The sequence below is a fragment of the Mycobacteroides sp. CBMA 271 genome (assembly GCF_009729205.1).
Lineage (GTDB): Bacteria > Actinomycetota > Actinomycetes > Mycobacteriales > Mycobacteriaceae > Mycobacterium.
On the sequence record NZ_VTHB01000007.1, the window covers coordinates 316,927 to 342,061 of the forward strand.

Here is a 25,135-nt window from a genome sequence, read left to right on the forward strand (position 1 = left end):
AGACTAGGTATCGGCCTTCTGGCCGCGATAGGTCGATTCCAGCACCAGATCAGGGATGAATGACTGGTACTCCAGATGCGTCTTGTAGGTGGTTGTATTCCATTGGCCGCCTTCTTGTTTCCGCATATACGCCAAGTAATCCGGAGCGCCCGGGACCTTCACGTTGTCCGCAAACACCACCGACCCCGGATGCAGGAATCCGCCGTCCAGAAGGATTAACAGATCGGGAAGATATCGACTGTGTTCATGATCGACAAACAGAAAGTCAATACATCCGGGTGTGAAACCAAATTCTGTGTGCAGCCGATCAATCGTTATTTCGTCGTCGATCGTCCCGACAACCGCGGTGGCCCGCTCCTCGACACCGGCGTGCTTCCAGACTCGTGTCGCGATACCCGCGTTGAACGGGCTGATTTCAATCGAATGTAGCCGGGCGCCTTCGGGCATCGCACGCGTTATCCGCAAGCCGCTGTATCCACAGAACGCGCCCAACTCTACGATCTGCTTGGGCTGCACCCGCCGGATCGCATCCTCAAGCAGTGCACCCTTTTCATCACCTACGTTCATCAGAAACGATTTCCGCTTGCCAAAATCGTCGATCAGGTTGATCACGGAATCGATATCGCCCGGACGGGTCTGGGCAACAATCTGGTCAACCAGCGCCTGCTTGTTCTTCTCGTCAGTCTCTCCTCTCCGGGCGGCGGCTCTGACGACGGACCAGTAATAGGAAATTCGACTCATTGCACTCTACTCACTTCGGTAGCTGAAATCATGAAATAGTCGCACTCGTTAAATGTCGACATTTGGCGGCGGTAAGCCGAGACACTGCCCGGAAACATCATGCCGTTGTAACCGTTTCGGCTCAAATACCAGCTGTGACATCCGGAACTGAATGTGGTCTTCTTAAGCTTGATCTGCAATGCCCGGTTATGCGCACTCTGAGCTTCGGGCTTGATATCCAGAATCCGCAGATTTCGGTCGAACATCTCGCGGATACACCGTACCGCGTAGCGTACCTGTTCCTCAATGAACAGCAGTTCGGAACTGTGCCCAAAGGCATTCGGTCCCATCGTCCAGAAAAGATTCGGATAGCCCGCCACATTCACACTTTTGTAGCCGACCATGCCATGCGACCATTCATCACCCAACGCGCGGCCGTCGGGCCCCGTTACGATGAAGCTAGAACCTCGCTCGCCAACCGAGTATCCGGTCGCGAACACAATGCAGTCGACCGGGTGCAATGAACCGTCCGCGGTGCGGACTCCGTTCTCCGTGATCTCGACAACCGCGTGCGGGACCAACCTGCTGTTGTCTCGTTGCAGCGCAGGGTAGAACTCGCTGGTGATCAGGGGCCGTTTACATCCAATGCGATACTGCGGGCTCAGCTGTCGGCGTAATTCCGGATCCTGGACCTGTGATCGCAGATGCAGTTTCGAGACGGTCTCGATCACACGGGTGAGTGGCGTGACCCACACCAACCCAAGAGTCAAGAATTCGTATAGACCAAACAGTGCTGTCCGAACCCCGCGCTGGACCACAGGAAATCGACGGAAGGTCCTCTTGACGGCGCCGGGCACCCGGAACTGCGTTCGGGGTATCACCCACGCCGCTGTTCGCTGGAACACCGTCACATAGCCGGATACCTTTACCAGTTCAGGCACGATCTGAACCGCACTCGCCCCGGTACCGATCACCGCCACGTGCTTATCGGTGAAGTCGTAATCGTGTACCCAGTGCGCACTGAGAATCTTCTGTCCGGCGAATTCGTGGATACCCGGGATATCGGGGACCTCGGCGTCCGAGAGAAGTCCGTCGGCCGCAACCACCGCCCGAGCAGTCAAGCACCGTCCATTCGACGATTCGATCCGCCAAGTGCCATCGGTCGCGCTGAACTCGATCTGAACGACATTGACATCGAACCTGATGTGGGGACCAAGCCCGAAGCGGCGCACGATTTCTTCGATGTAGGAGAGGATTTCGGGCGCCGGTGAGTTGACGGTGCTCCAGTCCGGGTTCGGTGCGAAGGACAAGGAGTAGAGCCACGACGGCACGTCCACCTCGGCCCCCGGATATGTGGTGTCGCGCCACGTGCCGCCGACCCGATCTGACCGTTCCAATACGACGAAGTCGGTGATGCCGGCCTCGAGAAGCTTCACCGCCGTGGCAACCCCAGATAAGCCAGCGCCGATTACCGCGACGGCAACAGAGTCCTGATCATCACTTGCCATCCCGAGGTACTCCTTCCGGCTGAATAGTTGTCACCGTGGTGATTCGCGAGACCTTTTGCTTAGCTGAGGCACTCGTCATTCGACGACGAAGCTATTCGTTCCAGAACCAATCCGACGACGTCGCCGACCGTTCTCATGCCGATCGCTTCCGTTTCAGTAATCGGCCGTAACTCAAACTCCATCTCCAGTACCACGCAGAGTTCAACAGCTCTCACCGAGTCATAGCCGAGATCATCTATGATCCTGTCGGTGGTAGCGATCTCGTCCCGTCTCAGTGGTGCCAAGCCCCTGATTATCTCGTGCACACCGTGGACCGTTCCGTTACCTGAATTCATTTCCCACTCTTCTCCACTTGCATACTGAAGTCGCCTTTGACCGGACTACTCCTGGGCCAATCGGAAGAGCATTGATTCCGCGGCCAGGCCCGGGCCGAAACCCAGAGCACAACCTGTGGCGCCAGCCAGCTCGCCATCACAATTCCTGCTCATGATTTCTTCGAGGACAAAAAGGATCGTGGCCGATGCCATATTTCCGTAGTTATTCAGCACATGCCGGGAAATCGCCAGCTCGTCGCCTCCGAGTCCGAGAGCCTGCGCCACCGAATCCAGAATCGAACGGCCTCCTGGATGGATAGCCCACAGATCCATCTCGGCCTTTTCGGCACCGTTAAGGATGAGCTTGACAGTGGCATCGTCGCTCAGTGCCTTCTGCAGGGTGCCAGGCACCTGGCCTGACAAATACATCTGCACGCTGATCTCACCAATACCCAGGGTCATTAGATTCCTGGTTTCGGGAATCATCACTGCCTTGAACGAATCGATGGCCAATCCAGTCTCTTCCGCGGTGATCAGCGCCGCCGCGCAGCCGTCGCTGAAGATCAGATAGGACAGCATCGTGTCGATCGGCTTGGCACCCTGCAGATGCAGCGAGCACAGCTCCAGCGCAACCAGCAGAACCTTGGCGTCCGGCTCGGACCGCACAATATGATGGGCGACTTTAAGCCCGTTTACACCGGCGTAGCAACCCATAAAAGCGACCTGGGTACGTTCCACCGAAGTGTTCAATCCACATTCATGAATGATGTCGTAGTCCAATCCCGGGGTATAGAAACCCGTGCAGGTTACGACGACAATATGAGTGATCTGCGCCGCCTGATCGCCAAGATCCAGTTTATTGACGGTATCGATCGCCAACCGTGGCGCGACCTTCTCGAACTCCTTCATCCGCGGCTCGATACCTACAGAATTCGGGTCCCCTCCGTAGAATTCGTCCATGTCACGCATCTGCGCCCATCTGTGGGCAATATGCGAGCGTTCGACCATGCGACGGAAGATGAGCTTGTCTTTCTCCTTGTCGAATCCGCCAACAGCGAATTCGACAAACTTCTCATGCACATCATGTTCGGGTACGGCGGTCGCGATCTTGTTGACATATGCTGTAGTCATTGAAAACTCCCGGGTTCAGAGATTCTGGATTCGTAAACACGTCGGGCAACGCCGCCCAGGCGCACAAGGATGGTTAAATCGCGGCATTATCGGTGAATGCGCCGCCCCATGGTGCCGGCTCATCACTAATTGCTTCCCAGTTGGTAGAGACCAGTGCGACAGGTAGTCCTCCGTCGAGTAATCGTTGCCACAGAACCCGGCGGCGGGGCTTACCACTGGACGTGCGTTCGATGACCCCCCGCTCACCGCGGAAGACGGCGTAGCCGACCGTGTCGGAAATTACCGAGATCACAACCGATCGCACCGAATCGAGCCAGCAATCGTTCCAGCCCAATTCATCGCTCTCGATGATGACGGTGACCACGTCGACGTCGATGGCGGTGCCCAGCAGGACGGTGTAGCGGCCTGGATTAAGGCCGGTGGCCTCGCTGATCCTCGTGTCCAGGTCCTCGGCGAACAGCTTGACGCCCCGAATTTTGATGCTGTCGCCTGTCCGCCCGATGACGAACAACTCGCCACCCAACAGAAATCCAGTGTCGCCGGTGCACAGGCCATCCTCGGAGAAGCTTGTTGAGGAGTGTGGGCTCGTCGTGCGGTACCCGTCGGTGATGGTGTTCCCCCGCACACGCACCTGGCCGTGATAACCCTCCGGAAGCACTGCCCCGTTCTCATCGATGATGTCAACATCGGTCTTGCAGAGAGGAGTGCCGCACCCGGCGACCCAGGTGCCGCCGCGGCGACCCGGGTCACCCAAGGTGGATCTCTGTGTCACCACCACAGGCTCACCGTCGGGCAACGCGCTCTTCTCAAGTTGGACCAGCGGTACCGCTGTGTCGGGTCGGGTCCCGGTGACGGTCAATACCGACTCCGCCAGCCCGTAGGCGGCGGCAAAGCGATCGACAGTGAAGCCGCACGGGCGCGTCAGTTCGAGGAACTTCTCAACACCAACGGGGTCCATCCGCTCCGCAGCGATGATTGCGGTCTTCCACCGAGAGAAGTCCAGATATTCGATGTCCTCCGGTTGCAATCGCCGCGCAGCGTAGGCGTAGCCAAAGCTTGGTGCGGCCGTGCACATTATCCCTTCATCACGACTCAGGCATTCCAGCCAGCGCAACGGAGAGCGAAGGAACTGTCCCGGAGTTAAAAGGCGAACATCCGCACCCACAGTGACCGGTGTCAGCAGCATTCCGATCAAACCCATGTCGTGGTAGAACGGTAGCCAGCTGACGGCGACATGATCTGCGCTCGCATCGATCCAGTCGATATTTGACGCAAGATTTGCATCAAGATTTCCGGACGTCACTTGAACACCCTTTGGCGTACCGCTAGAACCCGAAGTGAACTGCAGTAGTACATGCTCGGCGAGGTCCCTACGAGCCAGAGACTCCCTATCGGCATAGGAATCTCGACTGAAGCGGATAACCGTCGTCGTAGGCACTGACTTACCAGCCGCTTTGTGCACGATATCGAACAGATCAACTCCAACAAGAATCAGCGAAGGCGTCGCGGATCGGAAAATCTGCTCGAGGTAATCAAGATACACATCTAATGAACGGAAGGTAAGCGGAGTCGCTACCGGCGAGGGAGTCCCTCCTGCAATTATGGTGCCGTAGAAGGCGGCCACGAAATCCCGTGGATTCGACGGCAAGATCGACACGATATCCCCAGGTAAGAGGCCATGGTCGACTAGAAGTGACGCCACCTGAGAGGCACAGCAGGCAAGTTCATCATACGACGCGAATTCCCAGTCATCAGCGCCCTGACCTGACGCAAAATAGATCCCCTTGACAGAGGACGGATTATCCAGCCAATTCAGTGCTTTCACGTCATCATCCTTACCATTTGCGACTACGCAAATATGCATCCAATCATTAGTAACAGAAATAGAGGCGTATCGAAGACCTATAATTAGGTGCGCTAATCGTATCGCGCAAATCAAGATCGATGCAATGTGGCGCCGATCACTTGGAGCGTAAGTGAAGTTGATAATTTCAAGAGTTCAGTTGCATCCGTAAACGCAATGTAAAGCACTCATTGCTAAGTTAAGAACGGAATATCACGAAGACTTTTGAGCTGGGATTATTTTGCACCACGGACGTATCTAATACATACTTGCAATACTTGCCCACAGCGTATTCACAGCCACGCAATGCAATAAACCAAGATCCAATTGGACGCCAGCCATAATAAATTGCCCATTAACCTGATTATCGGTTTGCAGCAATCGGAGTTTCTGTTTAACAGCAGGGAGTCACATTAGCGCCGGTTCGCGGACAGATGGCAGACCTATGCACTCCGCGCCGCGTTTGAGGAAATACGAATCGCTAGCTAGACGTTGGCAGCTGCCATGGGGATACCTGCGGTTGGTCGGTACGGCGTATACGGGGTGTACGACTACTTCAGCCACGCCAACCGAGCGCGTGAGGTGGAGCGGCTCGGCTATGGGGCCATCTGGATTGGCGGGTCTCCCCCCGCCGATCTCGGCTGGATCGAGAACGCCCTCTCCCAGACCGAACGGATAGTCGTTGGCGCCGCTGTCGTGAACATCTGGGAGTCTCCCGCCGCCGTCGTTGCGAGATCGTTCCACCGCCTCGAAGGGCAGTTCCCGGGCCGGCTGATGCTCGGGCTCGGCGCGGGCAATCCCGAACACAACGCCCGCTATCAGACGCCGCGCCAGGCACTTGAGTCCTACCTCGATGAGCTCGAAGCCGCTGGAGTGCCATTGGTCCGACTCTTTCTAGCAGCGCGACGCGAGCGCATGCTGCGCCTCTCTGCCACCCGTACGGCCGGAGCTCACCAGTACTTGTGCACCCCTGAGCAAACGTCGCAAGCTCGTGGCATTCTTGGCTCAGCATCCATGCTGGTGGCCGAACAGAAAGTAGTACTAACCGAAGAACTAGCCGTGGCACACGCACTCGGCAGAGATAGGCTTGCCTTCTACCTAGAGCTCAGCAACTACGTCAGCTCGTTTCGCGAACTCGGGTTCCCGAATCTTGAGATAGGCAGTCCCGCCCCGGATGAACTCGTCGAGGCACTGGTCTATCACGGCACAGCCGCTCAACTGGCCGCTCAACTGAGCACACATCTGACGGCCGGAGCGAACCACGTGGCCATCCAGGTCACCCCCGTGGATCGCAACCCGATCCCCGTGCTGGCCGAACTTGCGCAATCGCTGGACCTTTGATTAGTCGTGGTACCGGAGCGACACAGAACAGACTCCGCACCGACGATGGTTCAGTCAGCCGGTAACCCCATGACGACGGACTCCACCCGGCATGTTTCACCGATGATCAGGTCGTAGAGGCTGTCGAGAAAACTCTGATCGATGCCGTGCTGCACTCCGAAGCGGGCCGCGCGCTCCTTGACGAAGGTGATCCGCTGCGGCTGCATCATCGCGACACCGGTGTCGGTCTTGCACTCGGCGATCCGCACACAACATTCGATGCGCCGTCGAAGTGCATCCAGGAATTGCACATCGATGGCGTCGAGCTCATCGCGGAGCACTTGGAGCGCAATAGGTGCGTCGCCGCCGCTGTGCGGGGTCTGCGGTGCCGTCATTGCCGTCCTTCCTGAGGTGGCGGCCACGCGGTCGGCAGAGCCTCGAGCATGGTCTGAGCTTGATTGCGAAGTTCCGACGCGGCCGGCCCCAGAAGGTTGTTGATCTGAGAGAACAGCTCGCCGAAACTCGACTCCCCCTGCACCAGAGCCTCATCGAGCCGGCGCAAGCCGGCCGACAATGCCTCGCGTGTCTCCAGCGCATGCGGATTCGCGTTCTGGATATCCCAATAGACCTCGGAGGTGCCACCGGCGATACGTGCCAACAACGCAAGGAGGACCGAAAAGGGCGGCGGCGCTACGCGCGTCAGTTGCTCGACGTCCACATCAAGCCGCACCAGCGCCACGCCAAACCCGAGGATGGCCGCGTGCGTCAGGGCCTGCACGCTCGCGGTGATCGCATCATGCTCGTCCGCCCCCATGAGAACGATGAGGAAGCCTTCGTCCTCGATGATCGTCACCAGCTCACGCGCCTTCGGCCCGTCACGCAGCACCACCGCAGCGATCGGACGCCGCTGCGCCCCGAGGGACGGCGCGAACATCGGGTTCAGGCTCACTACCTCGACGCCGGCGGCGGCCGATGCCCAGGCTGTAGTCACCGGGCCTTTCACCGACAGCGTGTCGGCCAGTAACGCACCCGGTTTCACCGACGATGCGAGCTTCGGAATGGCCTCGCAAGCAACGTTCTCCGGCACCGCGAGGAGCACCAGATCCGCGTCCGCGAGGGCAGCACCCAGCTGCGGCCCGCCGTGCAGGATGTCGCCCTCGATGACACGGGAGCGCTGCACTGCGCCGGTCGCCGTGCCCGGCAGGTCCACCACTGTCGTCGCCATACCGCGGGCCGCGAACAGGTTGGCGAACATGGTCCCGACTGCGCCGGCGCCGCCGATCACCACCACGTTCTCAATGGAGCTCATTGTGCGCACTCGCCCGCAAGCGCAGTGAGGATGGCACGTGACTTCACTACCGTTTCTTCATATTCACGCTGCGGATCCGATAACGCCACGATGGCTCCGCCGACGCCGAATGTCACGGCTCGCTCAGTGACCACCAGTGTCCTGATGACAATGCTGAGATCGGCTGCGCCACAGAGCGAAAACCAACCGAGGGCACCCGAATACACGCCCCGCGGTCCATTCTCAAGTTCGTCGATCAACTCCATCGCGCGAATCTTCGGAGCGCCGGTCATGGATCCGCCAGGAAAGGCCGCCCGGACACAATCGACGGCACTCATCTGGTCACGCAAGGTTCCCCTGACGGTCGAGACCAGTTGATGGACAGCGGAATAGGATTCGACGTACATCATGTCCGGCACGTGTACCGAACCCACCTCACAGACTGTGTTGAGGTCATTGCGCACCAGGTCGACGATCATGAGATTCTCTGCACGGTCCTTCTCGCTGTGCATGAGCTCCAGCTTCAGATGCTCATCCTCGGCATCCGTCAATCCCCTAGGCCGGGTTCCCTTTATCGGCTTGGACTCGACCACCCGATCGGCGCCGATCGTCAGGAATCGCTCGGGAGATCCGCTGAGCACGGATACTCCGGGGAATTGCAGCAGCGCCCCGTAGGGCACCGGACTGACATCACGAAGCCTCAGATAGGTTTCCAGCACATCGGTCTCCGCGTCGACCTCGACCTCATTGGTCAAGCAGACCTGGTACACCTCCCCGTCGCGGATCTCCTGGAGCGATCTCTGGATTCGCCACACATACGAGCTCTTACAGTGCCGCGGATGCAGCGAGCCGCATCCCTCGAACACCTCGGGCACGGGCGACAATGCTGTCGGCGCCCTCGACGCAGAGACAGACTCAGCCAGTGACTCGATCTTTTGCGTGATCGCGTCCATCCAAAGCTCAGCGGGGGCCTCGTCACCGGAGGCAGCCAGGGTAAGCACATGACAGTTCCCCAGCGTGTGATCGATGACCACCGCGCGATCCACAAAGAGCATTGCCGCATCTGCCGTCGGCGATGTATGCGCGTTCGCCCCGAAGAGGTCGGCCTTCAGCTCATAACCGAGATAGCCGACGTACCCGAGATTGAAGTTGAAAGGCAGACCGTCGGGCTTTTCCGCGAATCGCGCACGCAACTCACGATCGAGGTAGTCGAAAATGGATCCCTGGACCAATTCTTCTCGGCCATCCGGTGCCGTCACCCGGACCGTTTGTTCCGACACTCGGTAGGAAACAAACTCCGCCAGCGGTCCCTCGCCGCTTCCGAGGATCGAATAACGCGATACACCGTCGATAGCCGCACTACTGTCCAACCAGAAAGACATCGACGTTTCCGCAAAGCACTCTTGATAGAGGGTGGCCGCGTCGGGGAAATTCGAGAGAACGCATGATTTCATCGTCACGGCACTCCGCGCGGGTAGCTCGACCCGGCTCTGACGCATCGAATCCAGTGCCAGATCCCGGAAGTTGACCATCAGCTCGGCGCCGAACTCGGTCCCAATGGATTCCGGATGGAACTGCACTCCCCAGATCGGTGCGGTCCGGTGCCGCACGGCCATCACCAAGCCTTCATCGGTCCACGCGATCTCCTCCAAGTCGGGGGGCGTGTCCTCCACGATCAACGAGTGGTACCGAATCACCGACATCGGCGATGGAATACCCTTGAACAGGTCAATTCCGTTGTGCCGCAGCTTTGATGCACGCCCGTGCATCGGCTCGGGAGCGTGACGGACCGATCCGCCGAACAAGTGCGCAATGCCTTGATGTCCCAGGCACACTCCCAACGTGGGGAGTCCGCTTTCGGCAATAGCCCGCGCGCTGATACCGAAATCACGATCACGATCGGGCCGCCCGGGCCCCGGGGACACCACGACCGCGTCGTACTCTTCGAGGACTAATTGCGACCACGGCACGTCATTGCGCACGACAGTGGGAGGTCGACCGCATACTTCGCCTATGAGTTGATACAGGTTGTAGGTGAACGAGTCATAGTTATCAATAAGCAGCGTTCTCATCTACCGGTCGCCAATGATCGGCAACGGTCGGACTCGTTCCGGCCATTGCAAAACGTCTTAACATGACGTCTAATTTGGGTACTCCTGTATGTCAATTATATTGGCGGTTTCAAATCGGTTGATGCACGCTACCGCAGAGCAATCCGGACCGGTAGACATTCCTATCAGGCAAGTCGTACTAAAGTGCATGAATCCGGTCCGGCCTTATCGCTAGACCGGACAGGGGAACATAAGGCATCATGCGGTGGAAACCAAGCCATGACGTGCCTCCGCTCCCGCAGTCGAAAACCACCCCGGCAGGAATTAACCATGTCATGCAGACCCAATGCGCATCCGGGCGCGGAACATATGGTTGATGCCCCGCGAAACGGCAAGCGGGCTCTCATCGTCGGACTCGGAATCAGCGGTATGGCCACGGCAATACGTCTGCATCAGATCGGGTGGACACCGGTCATCGTGGAACGCGCACCGGCACGTCGGACCGGAGGCAATTTCGTCATTGTCTTCGGATCGGGCAGGGCCGCCGCAACACGGCTGGGCATCACGGCCCACTTGCGTGACCGGCGACCAACAGGGGCCTCCTACGAGTGCAACCGGAAGGGCGCCCGTCGGGTCGGCGCCAATTTCACCGACCTGCCGGGCGGCGCCTGGATGGTGCTGCGCGGCGACGTCGAAGCCGCGGCATTTCAGGCGCTTCCCGATGACGTGGAGATCCGCTACTCCACCGTTCCCATGAAGATCGACCAGCACGCGGGTGGGGTCTCGGTGGCGCTGTCCAATCTCGAAGATTCGACGGTGCACAACGAGGAATTCGACCTCGTCGTCGGTGCCGACGGTTTGCGGTCCACGGTACGAAAACTCGCATTCGGACCGGACGAGAATTACTTGCGGCGGCTCAACCACATTGTCGCGACCTTCGAAATGCCAAAGAAAATCAGTGATTTGGCGGTCGAGGATGGCGCGTGGCAGATCGAATCGGGACGATCACTCATCGTCTATCCCATGCATGAACGCATGCCCACCGCGCAGCTGTCCTACCGGACCGATGATGTCGACGAGGAATTCACCGAACCTCCCGCCGTGCGGCTGCGCAAGGCGTTCGGGTCGCGGCCATACGGCCGGTTACTCGCGGAGGTGCTCGATGCATTTGACTCCGCCGACCAGTACCTTTTCGATTCCGTGGAGCAAGTCCATATGGACAGCTGGCACCACGCACGGGTGGTGCTTGTTGGTGATGCGGCCTGGTGCGAAACGATGTACTCGGGACTCGGAGTGTCCTCCGCGCTGGCCGGCCCCGACCTGCTGGGCACCATGCTCGACCGCCACCCCACCGACCTGAAGACCGCATTTGCCGAATGGGATCGCGTGCTGCGGCCGTTCATCGACGCGTATCAGAGCTTCGGCCTCAAACAGCGGTTCTTCTTCACACCCGAGTCACGCACGGAATTGCTCATGCGGCGGGGCCTGGCCCGGCTGGTGCAAACACCGTTCACCCGAACGCTGCTCACCCACCTGACCCGGAGCAGCAAGGCCGCACGCCTGAAAGATCAGGACATCGCTGCGGGCGTCTGATCATGCATTACGGGGTTTGTGGCCGCGGACGCAGCGCCTGCGCCAGGTAGTCCGCACCGGTCATGACGGTGAGCGCCACCGCCATCCACATCAGCACCACCGCAGTGGTATGCCAGTACCCCGTCAGCGGCAGCAGATAGCCGGCAATCGCCAGTGACTGCACCATCGTCTTCAGCTTGCCGCCGCGGTTCGCGGGGATGACGCCGTGGCGCAGCACCGACAACCGCAGCAGGGTGATTCCGATCTCGCGCACCAGGATGACGACGGTGATCCACCAGGGCAGATCACCGAGCACGCTCAGCCCGATGAGCGCGGCACCGATCAGCGCCTTGTCCGCGATGGGGTCGGCGAGCTGGCCAAACGGGGTAACCAGGCCGTAGCGGCGGGCGAGCACTCCGTCGAATCGGTCCGTGGCGATAGCCAACGCGAATACCCCGAAAGCGGCAATACGCCAGGACGTCTCGTGCCCACCCTCGGTGAAAAGAACCACAATGAACACCGGAACCAGCACCACGCGCAGCACCGTCAGGACGTTGGCAATGTTCAGCACCGGCACGGCGGCAGCAGAAGCCTCGGAATCAGGTTGGGTTTCCGGTGGCATCGGCACGTCAAACACCTTATCTGTTCTGGAGCTGGCTACTGTTCACGCATGAGCGCTGAAGGCACATCCGGCATCTCAGGGAATCCGGGACACACCGCCCCCGCGGTCACCGTCCGTCGTGCCCGTACCTCCGATGTGGGTGCCATCAAGGCGCTCGTCGACGTCTACGCGGGACGCATCCTGCTGGAAAAGAACTTGGTAACGCTCTACGAGGCGGTCCAGGAGTTCTGGGTTGCTGTGCTCGATGGCGAGATCGTCGGCTGCGGCGCCCTACATGTGCTGTGGTCCGATCTCGGTGAGGTGCGCACCATCGCAGTGCACCCTCGTCTCAAGGGCGCGGGTGTCGGGCATGCACTCGTTGCACGGCTCCTCGATGTGGCCAAGGAGCTAGAACTCGAGCGGGTGTTCGTGCTGACGTTCGAGGTCGACTTCTTCACCAAGCACGGATTCCGCGAGATCGACGGCACGCCGGTGACGGCAGAGGTGTACGAGGAGATGTGCCGGTCCTACGACACAGGTGTGGCCGAGTTCCTCGACCTGAGCTACGTGAAGCCGAACACCCTGGGTAACACCCGGATGCTCGTCCACCTCTAAGCGCCGAAAAGGCACTCAGGTACGCATTTGGCCCGATTTCCGTACATCAGTGCCTTCTCGGCAGTAAAGAAGTAGGCATGCCAAGACTGCGCCAAGTGTCCCGTGCCGAAACCGACAACCCGCTTGTACACCGCATGTACGACCAGATCTTCGGCGACCGAGATCCCGTTACCGAGCCGGGGACAACCACCGGCACACCGGGTGACTGGTGGTCGGTCTTCGCGCTAGTGCCCGACGCCCTGAAACACGCAGTCCAGGGTTTCGCCTTCTATCGCAGTCCCGATCGCAAGTTGGACCCCGTGCTGCGCGAACTCGGCCAGACGCGGGCGGGCTGGGCACGCCGCAGTCAGTTCGTCTTCTCCCAGCATTGCAAGTCGTGCCGCATTGTCGGCATGACCGAGGAGATGATCGCCGCAATCCCATCGTGGAGTACCGCCGATTGCTTCACCCCGGTGCAGCGGGCGGTGCTGGCCTACACCGATGCTCTGGTTCTCGACGGCGGGCGCGTGCCCGATGGGGTGTTCGCCGCACTGCGGGCCCACCTCTCCGACGAGGAGATTCTGGAGCTCACCTACATCACCGCCATGTACGAAATGCATGCGGTGATGAGCACCGCGCTGCGTTTGGAGTGGGACGACCGCGATGAGCCGATCGTCGAGATCGCCGCCCCCGACGGATTCACGTCCTTCGATGTGGGCGACGCCATCGCGTTGCGGCGCGACGAGGGTTCTTAGAAGTCTTCGGGGACTCAGAAGTCTTCAGGCACGCCGCCGTCGTCCTCGTCGTCATCCGATCCCCCGCCGCCACGGATCGAGGCCATCACGCTGCCGAGATCCTCGGGTTTAACCATGACCTCGCGCGCCTTGGATCCCTCACTGGGGCCGACGATTCCACGCGTCTCCATGAGATCCATGAGGCGGCCCGCCTTGGCGAAGCCGACCCGCAGCTTGCGCTGCAGCATCGAGGTGGAGCCGAACTGGCTCGACACCACGAGCTCGACGGCCTGTAGGAAGGCATCCATATCGTCACCAATATCGGGATCGACATCGTCCTTACCCGGTCCTCCGCCGACCTTCGCCTTGGTGACGCCCTCGGTGTATTCGGGCTCGGCCTGTTCCTTGCAGGCGTTGACGACGGCGGAGATCTCCTCGTCGGTGATGAACGCACCCTGCATGCGCAGGGGCCGCCCCGCGCCCATGGGCAGGAAAAGTCCGTCGCCCATACCAATGAGCTTCTCGGCGCCGGGCTGGTCCAGGATGACGCGGCTGTCGGTCAGCGATGACGTTGCAAAGGCAAGGCGCGACGGCACATTCGTCTTGATAAGGCCGGTGACAACGTCCACCGATGGGCGCTGGGTCGCCAGCACCAGGTGGATCCCAGCCGCGCGTGCCTTCTGGGTGATGCGCACGATCGCTTCCTCGACATCACGGGGCGCGGTCATCATGAGATCGGCGAGCTCGTCGACAACCGCGAGAATGTAGGGGTACGGCCGGTATTCGCGCTGGCTGCCCAGCGGTGCGGTGATCTCGCCGGAACGCACCTTCGCATTGAAGTCGTTGATGTGCCGGACCTTGCTAGCCTGCATGTCCTGGTAGCGCTGTTCCATCTCCTCGACCAGCCACGTCAGGGCGGCCGCCGCCTTCTTCGGTGAGGTGATGATCGGCGTGATCAGGTGCGGAATACCTTCGTAGGGTGTCAGTTCCACCATCTTCGGGTCGATCAGGATCATCCTGACCTCCTCAGGCGTGGCCCGCGCGAGCAGCGATACCAGCATCGAGTTGACGAAGCTCGATTTACCCGAGCCGGTGGATCCGGCGACCAGCAAGTGCGGCATCTTGGACAGGTTGGCCGAGATGAAATCACCCTCGATGCCCTTGCCGAGACCGATCACCAACGGATGGTGGTCACCGCGGGTTTCGGGTGCGGTCAGCACGTCGGCGAGACGGACCATCTCCCGGTCGGTATTGGGCACCTCGATACCTACCGCCGACTTACCGGGGATCGGCGCAAGCAGACGCACGCTGTCCGTCGCCACCGCGTAGGCGATATTGCGTTGTAGCGCGGTGATTTTCTCCACCTTGACGCCGGGGCCGAGTTCGACCTCGTAGCGGGTGACGGTCGGGCCCCGGTTGAACCCGGTGACCGCCGCATCCACCTTGAACTGCTCCAGCACCCCGGTGATCGCGGCGATCATGTCATCGTTCGCCGAGCTGCTCTCCTTCGGCGGATCTCCCGCAACGAGCAGATCCAACGACGGCAGGGTGTATGGGCCCTCGATCACCCGATCGACAACGGGCACCTGTGGTTTCGGCTTGGCCTTCTTGGTCGACTTGACGACCGGCGCGGGCTTAGGGACCGGCGCTGGCGCGGGCGCCTCGACGTCGTCTTCCTCCAGCGGGTAGTTCTCCAGCGGCGTGGCCCCGCGCGTGAACTCCCGGGTCGCCTCGTAGTCATCTACCGGCTCGGACTCCTCGTCGTCCCAGTCTTCGTCCCATTCGTCATAGTCTTCGTCGTAATCCCTGGGCGAGAACATGTTCCGCAGAGTGTCTGGGATATCGCGGATCGTGGTGCCAGTCAGCAGCAGCACCCCAAACACAATCGCCATCACGAGCAGCGGCGCAGCGATCCATGCGGTGAGGCCCTGCGCGAGCGGTCCACCGATCACGAAACCAACGAATCCGCCTGCGGCGCAGCGCCCCTCGGGGGAATCGGGTGAACCCGCGAAAAGGTGCCACAGGCCGAGGATCGGCAGTGCGACCATGGCGAAGCCCAGAAGAAGACGCGGACGCTCTTCCGGATTGGGCTCGGTACGCATCAAAAACACGGCGATGACGAGCGCGATTACCGGCACCAATGCGACACCCGAACCGACGACCGCGCGGATCGCGTCATCGATCCAGCCCCCCACCGGCTTGGCGGCATGGAACCACGAACTGGCACCCACCACGAACGCCAGGCCCAGCAATGCCAGTGCAATACCGTCGCGCCGATGGCCGTGTTCGATGTCGTGGGCGCGTCCCACCGACCGGAACAGGGACCCGACAACGTGGGCGCAGGCATGCCACCCGGAACGCGCACCGCGACCGAGCGCCACCAACGGCGTCGACCAATGCTGGTTACGACTCTGCTTGCGCCGGCGCGGGGCCGGACGTCGGGTCGGCGCGGTGTTACGCGCCCGGGCTCCCGACTTGGTATTCCGGCCGCGCGAACTGCTGACAGTCTTACTCGCCATGGGCGACAGCCTAGTCGCAACAGCCACATCTGCACCATCTGCCACACAGCCAAATCGCCAAGTCATTGGGGCTCTGGCAACCGATCCGTGCCCGTCCGGCAACCGTGCTGAGACCGTTCCGAGATCTTGCGACATGTTGACAACTTCTATTGCCATCATTGTCGATCACTCGTAGTCTGCGGAGGTGAGTAATGACAGCGTCGTCGCGACAACTCCCCTGTACGACTACTACTGGCGGCCCGACATGGATCTACGGCCGGCCCCGCCGCGGCTGCGGTACGACTCGATGTGGACGCAATCACGCAAGGACATCCTGAAACCGTGGATGGATTTCCACGAGGTTCCCCGTGAGACCCCTCGCACCCGACTGCTCGTCGATCACTTGTGGCAGGGCGATGAGCTCATGGACGCGGTGGTCTCCCGATTTCGGATGATGCCCGCGGGCGAGGGTCGCAAGATGCTGAACCAGGCGCTCGATCACGGCATCGACACGGTCGATAACCCACCGCAGGAGCTGATCACCCTCTTCCGCCATCTGGACAACCCGCCCGATTGGTACGACCCTGAACTCTGGGAGCGCGGTCGCCAGCTATGGAATGACTCATCACTGGCCGGGAAATTCGGTATGGGGTTCGGCGACACCTTCGGAACCTTTGTCGGCGACGAGGTTGCCTATGCCACCGGCGCCACGGGGCGATTCGTCAATGACACCCTGCGGCGCAATCTGGAGACAACGGCATGGTTCCGCAAGATGACCTATCGGGGTGCACTGGAACGCTTTTCGGAGCCCTTCAAGGACACCGTGCGCGTGCGCCTCATGCATTCGTTGGTGCGCGCCGGGCTGCGACGATCCTGGGGCGATGAGCAATTCACCCACCACGGAAATCCCATTTCCAACTCGATGATGATGGGCGCGGCGATGACCTTCGGCCTCATCCCCCCGCTGATCGATCATCAGCACGGACGCACCCGCACCATGGCGGATCTCGAAGCCGCCGTGATGTACTGGGCGTACATCGCCTACATCTTCGGCGTCGCCGAGGAACTCATTCCCAAGACGGTGGCCGAGGGCATGGAGACGATGGACTACATGGTCGCCTATGCCGGGGGCCCGTCGGAGTGGACCGACACCATGATGGTTGCGGCGTTCGGTTTCGTGGACAAGGGAATTGCCGGCAAGATCGGCCGGCTGGTGTTCACCCCCGTACTCGGAATCGCGGCGTACTACGGCGGCGAGGAGTTGGTCCGGGCGCTGGTGCGCGCCACTCCCCTACGTGATGCCCGGCTGCAACCCTGGACCGCACTCACCGGAGTCGCGGTGCGCGCCAATATTCAGCTGCGACGCGTCCTGGATATGCTGCCCGGCGCCAAACGCCGTGCCCGGCAACGCAATGGCGAGCTGCTCTGGTGGTCGGCAATGGTGTTAAACCGGGCGCTCGCCAAGCTGGGTGGGATAACCGACACGTCCTACACCCACCATGACGCGACGGCGGCGACACCGGCTGGGTGCCCGGTGCCGCACGCCCCCCGCGTTTAACGGTTACTGCTCGTTGCCCAACCAAGTCTTGCCCGGCGTGATGAGGAACCGGGAACCCGAATAGCCACCCTTGCCGGAACCCGCTCCGCCGCAGTACAGATGATTCTCGGGCGTTGTCGCGCAACGAACGTTGCGATACTCGATGTAGTCATTGGCCGGCAGTACCCGCTGGGCCTCTCCGGAGGTAAATCGAATCTGCTCGGTGCTGTCGAAATGCGCAGACCCCTCACCGGAGAACCAGCCCACCTGATTCGTACCAGCTGGGGCTCCCGGGATACCGCCGTTGCAGCCGAAGCTGCCGTCATCCCAAATGCCGCAGTTCAGTCCGGATGGGGATGAGAACCACACGCCGGGCTTATCGGCAATCCGGAACCCCTCGAAATCGAGCTTTGCATACTTACTGGTGTCCGGGTAGGGATCCTTCGGCGGATCCGCGACAGCAGACGTCGCCGTTCCTACCGACATGGCCAAGCCGGCGACCACACCCGCGATCGCAAACACTTTTCGCGACATAGATTCCATCTCCCCTGTTTCCCAGTTAGGCCACACGACCCGCGTCGTCGGCAGTGGTGTATCGAAAATCCTACATGCCATGTTAACTGCACAAACCTCGAGCACAGATTCAGCTACCTTATTGATTACCCTTCCCCTCATCCATAGATTCATCTACGGTTAGGGGTATGACCGAGAAGGTCTCACGCAACGACTACTTCCGCGCGGCATTCGAGCTGCTGGCATTGGGCGGAAAGCCCGCCCTCACCACCACGGCGGTATGTCGGCGGATCGGTGTGACGACGGGCTCGCTGTATCACCACTTCGGCAGTGGGGCGCAGTTCTACATGGCCGTCATCGACTACTGGGAAAACGAAGTCACCGCCGCACAGCTGAAGCAGGTGGCCGCCGTCCGCGACCCTCAGGAGCGCCTCGCGGTACTGGAACAAACGGCGCGGGACGCCGACCACGAAGTCGAGAAGGCTATCCGTGGATGGCCCGCCGCCGACCGGTACGTATCAGCGGCCATGCACCGTGTCGACCAGGTTCGGCATAAGCACCTCACCCGGCACTACATCGAGGCCGGTTTCGACCCCGCCCGCGCCGATACCCTGGCGCGCATCGGCTTCAGCATTTTGGTCGGTGCTCAGCAGATCGGCACCCAGGTGGATCGCAAGCGCCTCAACGCCGCACTCGACGAATACTCCGTCTGGATCAACTCATCGGTGCCGCGGCGCTGACCACTTCCCGCCGACCTTGGTGTAGCGAGACATCAGGGCGAGGGCCTCATCGGGAAACAACGCGCGGGGAAAGATCTCACGTGTCGCCGGCCGGGCCAAGAAGAGAATCCCCACCGCGTCGTCATTGACCAGCACGTTCTGAATCTCGGTGTAGTCACGCAGCATCATGAACCGGGCCGTCAGAAATGATTGTCCGAGTAGCGCATTGGTGGTTGGTCGCAGGGTCCAGAAGGTGAAGTCCGCGGATCTGAACTCAGCGCGCTGCACAGTGCCGGCCGGCACTGCCAGAATCGATCGCTTGGTCCGAGAGCGAATCACGGCGCCCAGAAGCATCACCAGTCCCAGTACGACGACCAGGATCACCACCCCGGAGGCCCGGCTCACTGCAATAAAGAAGAACGCGACGTACGCGACGGCGAGAGTCAGCAACAGCCAGACGCCCCGCGACCGCGTGAACGTCCGAAACGCGCCCTTCAGCAGCTCTTTCAGTCCGTCTTCGGTGAGGACGACCTCGGTCTGAATCGGCACGTCCGGTGACAACACTTGACCGGTCATATCCCTCCCTGGTTGCCCCGAACCCTATCCACTTCCGCTTCGGTACGGTGGAAACCGATCCACTCCCAACGACGAGAGGTGTTCCATGCCCACTGTGGTGGCGTTCCTGTATCCCCAGCCAGACAAGCGCGACGAGGTCCGCGCCGCACTCCTGGAAACGATCCCGCTGGTTCACGGCGAACCGGGCTGCGGCCTGTACACCCTGCATGAGGCTCACGACCGCTTCGTTTTCGTCGAGTTCTGGGAGAGCAACGAGGCGCTCGCCGAGCACGGCAAGGCCCCCGCGGTCACCGCGATGTTCGGCAAGGTGGGCCCGCTACTCAGCCAGGCGCCGGAAATCGTTGTCGGCGAACCCGTTCCGGCAGGCGATCCCGCCAAGGGTGATTTGGTGCACTGAGATGGGCAAGCTTGACGGCAAGGTCGCCTTCATCACCGGCGCGGCTCGCGGCCAGGGCCGTGCTCACGCGATCAAGCTGGCCTCCGAGGGCGCCAGCATCATCGCGGTCGACATCTGTTCGCAGATCTCCTCGGTGGAATACCCGATGGCCACCGTCGAGGACCTCGACCTCACCGTCAAAGAGGTTGATGCCCTGGGTCGCGGTATCTCCGCACACCAGACCGATGTCCGCGACCGCAGCGCACTGCAGGCGGCATTCGATGCGGGGGTCGAGGCGCTCGGGCCGGTGGACATCGTGGTCGCTAATGCCGGTATCGCCACCCTGACTCCCGAGTCCGGCGATGACGGCTGGCGCGATGTCCTCGACGTCAACCTCACCGGCGTGTATCACACCATCGAGGTGGCCCGGCCGTCCTTGGTGGAGCGCGGTGTGGGAGGTTCGATCGTGCTCATCAGCTCGGTGGCGGGACTGACCGGCATGGTGATGGACAGTCCGGGTGGACTCGCCTACACCGCGGCCAAACACGGACTCGTCGGATTGATGCGCAGCTATGCCAATATGCTTGCACCCCATAACATTCGGGTGAACACCATTCATCCGTCCGGGGTCGCAACGCCAATGTTGGTCAACCCGATTACCGAGGAGCTCTTCGCCAACGGCGCACCCGCGGGAATGTCCGACACCGGTAACGCATTGCCGGTCATCTTGATGGAACCCGAAGAGATGGCCAACGCGGTGGCGTGGCTGGTGTCCGACGACGCCAGGTACGTCACCGGCGTTGCCCTCCCCGTCGACGCGGGCTTCACCAACCGCCGCACCTAGATGTCTCAGTCGAATCCCGCCGCGCAGACCGCCTTCGGCCCCATGGCGATTGCGGCGATCGAGCAGCATCAGCCGCGGGGTTCGCGGATCGTCGACGACGATCTGGCCGCGGCGATCTTGCCCGGCAGCTTGCGGTGGTTCGTCCGCGCCCTGGCGTGGACGCCACTGCGTAACCTGTTGGTCAGGCTGGCCGAGCGCGCAGGGCAAGGCGCCTGGTCGATCTTCGTGTGCCGCAAGCGTTATATCGACGATCAGCTTGCCGCCGGACAATTCGACGCCGTAGTCGACTTGGGCGCCGGGCTGGACACCAGAGGATCCCGACTGGCCCCAATCTCTCCAATCCCGGTGTTCGAGGTCGACCAGCCGGTGAACACCGCGGTCAAGCGGCGCGCCATCAAGCGGGCTATCGGCAAGGTGCCACCCTCGGTTCACTTGATACCGGTCGATTTCCAGCGGGACGATCTGGCCGACGCGCTGCGGCGGGCCGGACACGACATCACCGCACGTACTTTCTTCATCTGGGAGGGTGTCACCCAGTACATCCCCGAGCCCGCAGTCCGCGCGACATTGGCGGCGCTGAGCACGGCCGCGCCCGGCAGCCGCATTGCCTTCACCTACGTACAGCGCGACTTCATCGACGGCTCGAATCTGTACGGGAACACGATCCTGTACAAGCGGTTTCGGGTGAGGAGCCAGGTGTGGATGTTCGGGCTTTCACCGGACGCGGTAGCGCCACTGCTCGCCGAGTACGGCTGGCGTGTGGTCGAGGATGTCAGCGGTCCAGAGTTCCAGGAGCGCTACCTGACACCAGCCGGACGCCAACTATCGACCACCGAACTTGAGCGGACCGTTCTCGCCGAGAAGATCTAGCTCGAGAGTTAATCCACGGTCAGCACGGTCGGCACGATCATCGGCTGGCGTCGATAGACCTCGCCTACCCACTTGCCGACCACGCGCCGCACCGCCTGGGCGATGCGATTGGTATCGGTGACCGACTGTCCGACAAGCGAATTAAGCTCCGCAATCACCATCTCGGTCACGGGGTCGAGCGCCTTGGGGTCATCGGAGAAGCCCCGCGAGGACAGTTCCGGCCTGCCGACGGTGCGCCCGTCGCGACGCACCATGACGGTGACCGCGATGAATCCCCCGTTACCCAGAACCAGGCGCTCGCCCACGGTCGCATCGGAGACATCACCGTCGACCAGGCCGTGCACAAACATCTTGCCCACCGGGACCCGGCCGGAGATGCGGGCACGCTCGTTGTGCAGGTCGACGCTGACGCCGTTCTCCGCCAAGACGATCCGATCCTCGTCCACACCGGTCTTGGCCGCCAGGCCCGCATTGGCGCGCATGTGCCGCCAGGTGCCGTGCACGGGCATCACATTGCGCGGTCGTACTGCGTTGTACAGGTACAGCAGCTCACCGGCATAGGCGTGTCCCGAGACATGTACCCGTGCATGCGTATTGGTGACGACGCGGGTGCCCACCTTCGCCAGGGAGTCGATGACGCCGTAAACGGCCTCCTCGTTGCCGGGCACCAGCGATGAGGACAGAATGACCAAATCGTCAGTGGTTAGCGTGATTTGACGGTGATCGCCCCGCGCCATCCGCGACAGCGCGGCCATCGGCTCGCCCTGCGTGCCGGTGGTGACCAGCACCACCCGTTGCGGCGCAAGATCATTCGCCGCCTCGACGTTGATAAGGTCGCGGTCTTCGACGTCGAGGAATCCCAGGTCACGCGCGATGCCCATGTTGCGCACCATGGAGCGGCCCACGAGCGCAACCCGGCGGCCATGCGCCACCGAGGCGTCGATGATCTGCTGCACCCGCGCCACATTGCTGGCAAAACACGCGATGATCACGCGACCGCGGGCGGTTTCGATGAGGCGGTTCAGGGTAGGCGCGATCTCGCTCTCCGACGGACCCACTCCCGGTATCTCGGAGTTGGTGGAGTCGACGAGAAACAGGTCGACACCCCTGTCCCCCAGACCGGACAGTCCGGGCAAGTCGGTCGGGCGACGGTCCGGGGGCAGCGGGTCAAGCTTGATGTCGCCGGTGTGCAGGATGGTGCCGGCCTCGGTGTGCACCGCGATGGCGAGCGCATCGGGAATGGAGTGGTTCACCGCGAAGTATTCGCATTCGAACGCGCCGTGCGTTGACCGTTCGCCCTCGGCGACCTTGACGAATCGCGGGGTGATGCGATGTTCCCGGCACTTGGCTTCCACCAACGCGAGCGTGAAGGCCGATCCGACGACGGGAATGTCGGGGCGCAGCTTCAGCAGGAACGGAATCGCCCCGATGTGGTCCTCATGTGCGTGCGTCAGGACCAGCGCTTCGACGTCGTCGAGACGATCCTGGATGTGGCGGATGTCGGGGAGGATCAGGTCGACGCCGGGTTCCTCGTGGCCCGGGAAAAGAACGCCGCAGTCGATGATGAGCAGACGCCCACGAAGCTCAAAAACCGTCATGTTGCGGCCGATTTCGCTGATGCCACCGAGCGCAGTCACGCGCAGTGCCCCCTCGGCGAGCGGTCCGGGCGCGCGCAGATCGTCGGGTGGAGTAATCGGCACCTACAGCACCCCAGCAGCGCGCATATCGGCGGCCAATCCGTCGATCTGTTCCGGAGTCGGCGGAACATTGGGCAGACGCGGATCGCCAACATCGATGCCCTGCAAGCGAAGCCCAGCCTTGACGGCCCCCACTGCCCCGAGGCGCCGACACGCCTCGGTCACGGGAGCAACCTGCGCATTGAGCTTGCGCGCGGTCTCCACATCACCTGCGTTGTAGGCAGCCAGCAGCTCACGCAGCGGCCCAGCGACGAAATGCGATATGACGCTGATGAATCCAACCGCCCCCACCGAGAGCCAGGGCAGGTTCAGCGGGTCATCGCCCGAGTAGTAGACGAGGTCGGTACCCGCGATGATCTGCGCGCCGCCATGCAGATCACCCTTGGCATCCTTGACGGCCACGATGTTCGGGTGGGCGGCAAGCTCGCGGATGACGTGGAAGTCGATCGGAATGACCGAGCGCGGCGGAATGTCGTACAGGATGACCGGCACGGTGACCGCATCCGCGACGGCTGTGAAATGCGCCAGCAGCCCTGCCTGCGAGGGCCGCGAGTAGTACGGGGTGACGACGAGCAGCCCGTCGGCACCGGCGGCCTCGCACTCGCGGGACAGCTTGATGCTGTGCGCGGTGTCGTAGGTGCCGGATCCGGCGATGATGCGGGCGCGGTCGCCGACGGCGGCCACCACCTCACGGAGCAGGGTCAGCTTCTCGGCGTCGGAGGTCACGGGTGACTCTCCGGTGGTGCCGGAGAGCACGAGACCATCGCATCCGGCGTCGACCAAATGCGCGGCCAACCGGACCGCGGTGTCGACGTCAAGGGCGCCATCGGCATCAAACGGGGTCACCATCGCGGTGAGCACGGTGCCGAGCCGCGCCACTGTTCCACCTGCTGTCACGGCATGAGAATACCCGCCGCGACCAAGCGATTACCCCCGGAGGCCCGTCCAGTTCGCATGCCCAGTGTCACTTCGCACGCGAAGCTTCGGCGCCGAACGGAAGTTCGGCATGCGAACTGGTGAACACGCAGGTGTTCTATCCCTCGTAGACCAGCGGGGAAATCGCGACCTCGCTGCCGTCGGCCAACGTCGCGATGTCGAAGTCGCCAAAGATCGACGGGGCCAGGTCGGTGAGCTCGCGCAGACAGGCAATGGCCAGGCGGCGAATCTCCACGTCGGCGTGCTCGCTGGCCCGCATCGCGATGAAGTGCCGCCACGCCCGATAGTTCCCGGTGACGACGATGCGCGTCTCGGTGGCATTGGGCAGGACCGACCGGGCGGCCTGCCGCGCCTGCTTGCGCCGCAGTACCGCGTTGGGGACATCAGCAAGCTTGGATTCCAACTTCTCGAGCAGCTCGACGTAGGCGGCGCGGCTTGCGTCGGTGGCCTTGCGCAGCAGCTCGACCAGCTCGGGGTCTTCCTCCACGGCCGGGGGAAGGACGACGTTGGAGTCGGCCTCGGGGACGAACCGCTGGGACAGCTGCGAGTAGGAGAAGTGGCGGTGCCGGATCAGCTCGTGGGTGCAGGAGCGCGATATGCCGGTGATGTAGAAGGTGACCGAGGCGTGTTCGAGCACCGACAGGTGGCCCACCTCGATGACATGGCGTAGGTAGCTCGCGTTGCTCGCCGTGCGCGGGTTGGGCTTGGACCAGCTCTGGTAGCAGGCCCGCCCGGCGAATTCGACCAGCGCCGGTCCACCGTCGGCATCGGTACTCCAGTCGATGTCTGGAGGTGCGATGAAGTCGGTCTTAGCTATCAGCTGCACGCGCAGCGGCACGATCTCGGCCACGCGCACACCCTACTTGCCGCCGACACGCCCGTTCGTGGCGAAC

Annotated in this window: 24 protein-coding genes; 9 read left to right on the plus strand and 15 right to left on the minus strand. The window is 61.7% G+C overall.

Annotated elements, in window-relative coordinates; translation table 11 throughout:
• Positions 1-3: 3 nt before the first annotated feature.
• The 5 genes from FZI91_RS19660 to FZI91_RS19680 all read right to left on the minus strand — a co-directional run bounded on the left by FZI91_RS19660 (position 4) and on the right by FZI91_RS19680 (position 5,537).
• Positions 4-741: a class I SAM-dependent methyltransferase gene (locus FZI91_RS19660; RefSeq protein ID WP_155940739.1), complete on the minus strand. Its 738-nt coding sequence runs from the start codon at positions 739-741 to the stop codon at positions 4-6.
• A complete protein-coding gene (locus FZI91_RS19665) occupies positions 738-2,228 on the minus strand; it encodes an NAD(P)/FAD-dependent oxidoreductase (RefSeq protein ID WP_155940740.1) in 1,491 nt (496 codons plus the stop codon). The genes FZI91_RS19660 and FZI91_RS19665 overlap by 4 nt, the downstream gene beginning before the upstream one ends.
• 59 nt (positions 2,229-2,287) lie before the next feature.
• Positions 2,288-2,563 (minus strand): phosphopantetheine-binding protein, encoded by a 276-nt coding sequence (locus FZI91_RS24365; protein ID WP_155940741.1) that lies wholly within the window; start codon positions 2,561-2,563, stop codon positions 2,288-2,290.
• A gap of 45 nt (positions 2,564-2,608) precedes the next feature.
• The gene (locus FZI91_RS19675) at positions 2,609-3,673 is read right to left on the minus strand and encodes a type III polyketide synthase (protein WP_155940742.1); all 1,065 of its coding nucleotides are present in this window, start codon (positions 3,671-3,673) and stop codon (positions 2,609-2,611) included.
• Between the two features lie 73 nt (positions 3,674-3,746).
• On the minus strand, positions 3,747-5,537 hold the full coding sequence (locus FZI91_RS19680; RefSeq protein ID WP_239001750.1) for an AMP-binding protein: 1,791 nt from the start codon (positions 5,535-5,537) through the stop codon (positions 3,747-3,749).
• Positions 5,538-6,020: 483 nt separating this feature from the next.
• Here FZI91_RS19680 and FZI91_RS19685 point away from each other — a divergent pair, with 483 nt between their 5' ends.
• On the plus strand, positions 6,021-6,857 hold the full coding sequence (locus FZI91_RS19685) for a TIGR03620 family F420-dependent LLM class oxidoreductase (RefSeq protein ID WP_243734009.1): 837 nt from the start codon (positions 6,021-6,023) through the stop codon (positions 6,855-6,857).
• Positions 6,858-6,907: 50 nt separating this feature from the next.
• On the opposite strand, the gene FZI91_RS19690 is transcribed toward FZI91_RS19685, so the two are convergent.
• Genes FZI91_RS19690 through pabB form a run of 3 tightly spaced genes read right to left on the minus strand, consistent with a single transcriptional unit; the run spans position 6,908 to position 10,196 of the window.
• Complete coding sequence (locus FZI91_RS19690) at positions 6,908-7,231, minus strand: chorismate mutase family protein (RefSeq protein ID WP_155940745.1); 324 nt, start codon at positions 7,229-7,231, stop codon at positions 6,908-6,910.
• The gene (locus FZI91_RS19695) at positions 7,228-8,145 is read right to left on the minus strand and encodes a prephenate dehydrogenase/arogenate dehydrogenase family protein (RefSeq protein WP_155940746.1); all 918 of its coding nucleotides are present in this window, start codon (positions 8,143-8,145) and stop codon (positions 7,228-7,230) included. Before FZI91_RS19695 ends, FZI91_RS19690 begins: the two co-directional genes overlap by 4 nt.
• Positions 8,142-10,196 carry an aminodeoxychorismate synthase component I gene (gene pabB / locus FZI91_RS19700; protein WP_155940747.1) on the minus strand — a complete coding sequence of 685 codons (2,055 nt, stop codon included), beginning with the start codon at positions 10,194-10,196 and terminating at the stop codon, positions 8,142-8,144. Before pabB ends, FZI91_RS19695 begins: the two co-directional genes overlap by 4 nt.
• A gap of 309 nt (positions 10,197-10,505) precedes the next feature.
• On the opposite strand from pabB, the gene FZI91_RS19705 reads away from it, so the two are divergent.
• Positions 10,506-11,768 (plus strand): FAD-dependent monooxygenase, encoded by a 1,263-nt coding sequence (locus FZI91_RS19705; RefSeq protein ID WP_203448816.1) that lies wholly within the window; start codon positions 10,506-10,508, stop codon positions 11,766-11,768.
• A gap of 7 nt (positions 11,769-11,775) precedes the next feature.
• On the opposite strand, the gene pgsA is transcribed toward FZI91_RS19705, so the two are convergent.
• Positions 11,776-12,375 (minus strand): CDP-diacylglycerol--glycerol-3-phosphate 3-phosphatidyltransferase, encoded by a 600-nt coding sequence (gene pgsA, locus FZI91_RS19710; protein WP_309224117.1) that lies wholly within the window; start codon positions 12,373-12,375, stop codon positions 11,776-11,778.
• Between the two features lie 42 nt (positions 12,376-12,417).
• Here pgsA and FZI91_RS19715 point away from each other — a divergent pair, with 42 nt between their 5' ends.
• Together FZI91_RS19715 and FZI91_RS19720 are read left to right on the plus strand one after the other, a co-directional pair.
• Entirely contained in the window at positions 12,418-12,963 is a 546-nt protein-coding gene (locus FZI91_RS19715; RefSeq protein WP_155940748.1) for an amino-acid N-acetyltransferase, read from the plus strand.
• A gap of 77 nt (positions 12,964-13,040) precedes the next feature.
• Positions 13,041-13,697 (plus strand): carboxymuconolactone decarboxylase family protein, encoded by a 657-nt coding sequence (locus FZI91_RS19720; protein ID WP_155940749.1) that lies wholly within the window; start codon positions 13,041-13,043, stop codon positions 13,695-13,697.
• A gap of 14 nt (positions 13,698-13,711) precedes the next feature.
• On the opposite strand, the gene FZI91_RS19725 is transcribed toward FZI91_RS19720, so the two are convergent.
• Complete coding sequence (locus FZI91_RS19725; protein WP_155940750.1) at positions 13,712-16,195, minus strand: DNA translocase FtsK; 2,484 nt, start codon at positions 16,193-16,195, stop codon at positions 13,712-13,714.
• Positions 16,196-16,439: 244 nt separating this feature from the next.
• Between FZI91_RS19725 and FZI91_RS19730 the strand changes: the two genes are divergently transcribed.
• A complete protein-coding gene (locus FZI91_RS19730) occupies positions 16,440-17,732 on the plus strand; it encodes an oxygenase MpaB family protein (protein WP_155940869.1) in 1,293 nt (430 codons plus the stop codon).
• Positions 17,733-17,735: 3 nt separating this feature from the next.
• Here FZI91_RS19730 and FZI91_RS19735 read toward each other — a convergent pair whose 3' ends face one another.
• Positions 17,736-18,245 (minus strand): hypothetical protein, encoded by a 510-nt coding sequence (locus tag FZI91_RS19735; protein ID WP_155940751.1) that lies wholly within the window; start codon positions 18,243-18,245, stop codon positions 17,736-17,738.
• Positions 18,246-18,412: 167 nt separating this feature from the next.
• On the opposite strand from FZI91_RS19735, the gene FZI91_RS19740 reads away from it, so the two are divergent.
• A complete protein-coding gene (locus FZI91_RS19740) occupies positions 18,413-18,964 on the plus strand; it encodes a TetR/AcrR family transcriptional regulator (protein ID WP_155940752.1) in 552 nt (183 codons plus the stop codon).
• Here the strand turns inward: FZI91_RS19740 and FZI91_RS19745 are convergent.
• A complete protein-coding gene (locus FZI91_RS19745) occupies positions 18,944-19,519 on the minus strand; it encodes a hypothetical protein (RefSeq protein WP_155940753.1) in 576 nt (191 codons plus the stop codon). The genes FZI91_RS19740 and FZI91_RS19745 overlap by 21 nt on opposite strands.
• A gap of 85 nt (positions 19,520-19,604) precedes the next feature.
• Here FZI91_RS19745 and FZI91_RS19750 point away from each other — a divergent pair, with 85 nt between their 5' ends.
• From FZI91_RS19750 to FZI91_RS19760, 3 genes are read left to right on the plus strand one after another with little or no spacing between them, the layout of a single operon-like run.
• Positions 19,605-19,916, plus strand: coding sequence for a putative quinol monooxygenase (locus FZI91_RS19750; RefSeq protein WP_155940754.1), 312 nt, complete (start codon positions 19,605-19,607; stop codon positions 19,914-19,916).
• A 1-nt stretch (position 19,917) separates the two neighbouring features.
• Complete coding sequence (locus FZI91_RS19755) at positions 19,918-20,739, plus strand: mycofactocin-coupled SDR family oxidoreductase (RefSeq protein WP_155940755.1); 822 nt, start codon at positions 19,918-19,920, stop codon at positions 20,737-20,739.
• Positions 20,740-21,609 (plus strand): SAM-dependent methyltransferase, encoded by an 870-nt coding sequence (locus tag FZI91_RS19760; protein ID WP_155940756.1) that lies wholly within the window; start codon positions 20,740-20,742, stop codon positions 21,607-21,609.
• A gap of 8 nt (positions 21,610-21,617) precedes the next feature.
• On the opposite strand, the gene FZI91_RS19765 is transcribed toward FZI91_RS19760, so the two are convergent.
• The 3 genes from FZI91_RS19765 to thyX all read right to left on the minus strand — a co-directional run bounded on the left by FZI91_RS19765 (position 21,618) and on the right by thyX (position 25,092).
• Entirely contained in the window at positions 21,618-23,309 is a 1,692-nt protein-coding gene (locus FZI91_RS19765; RefSeq protein WP_162525991.1) for a ribonuclease J, read from the minus strand.
• Entirely contained in the window at positions 23,310-24,185 is an 876-nt protein-coding gene (gene dapA, locus FZI91_RS19770) for a 4-hydroxy-tetrahydrodipicolinate synthase (RefSeq protein ID WP_162526008.1), read from the minus strand.
• A 154-nt stretch (positions 24,186-24,339) separates the two neighbouring features.
• Positions 24,340-25,092, minus strand: a complete 753-nt coding sequence (gene thyX / locus FZI91_RS19775) for an FAD-dependent thymidylate synthase (RefSeq protein WP_162525990.1) — start codon at positions 25,090-25,092, stop codon at positions 24,340-24,342.
• Positions 25,093-25,135 lie beyond the last annotated feature (43 nt).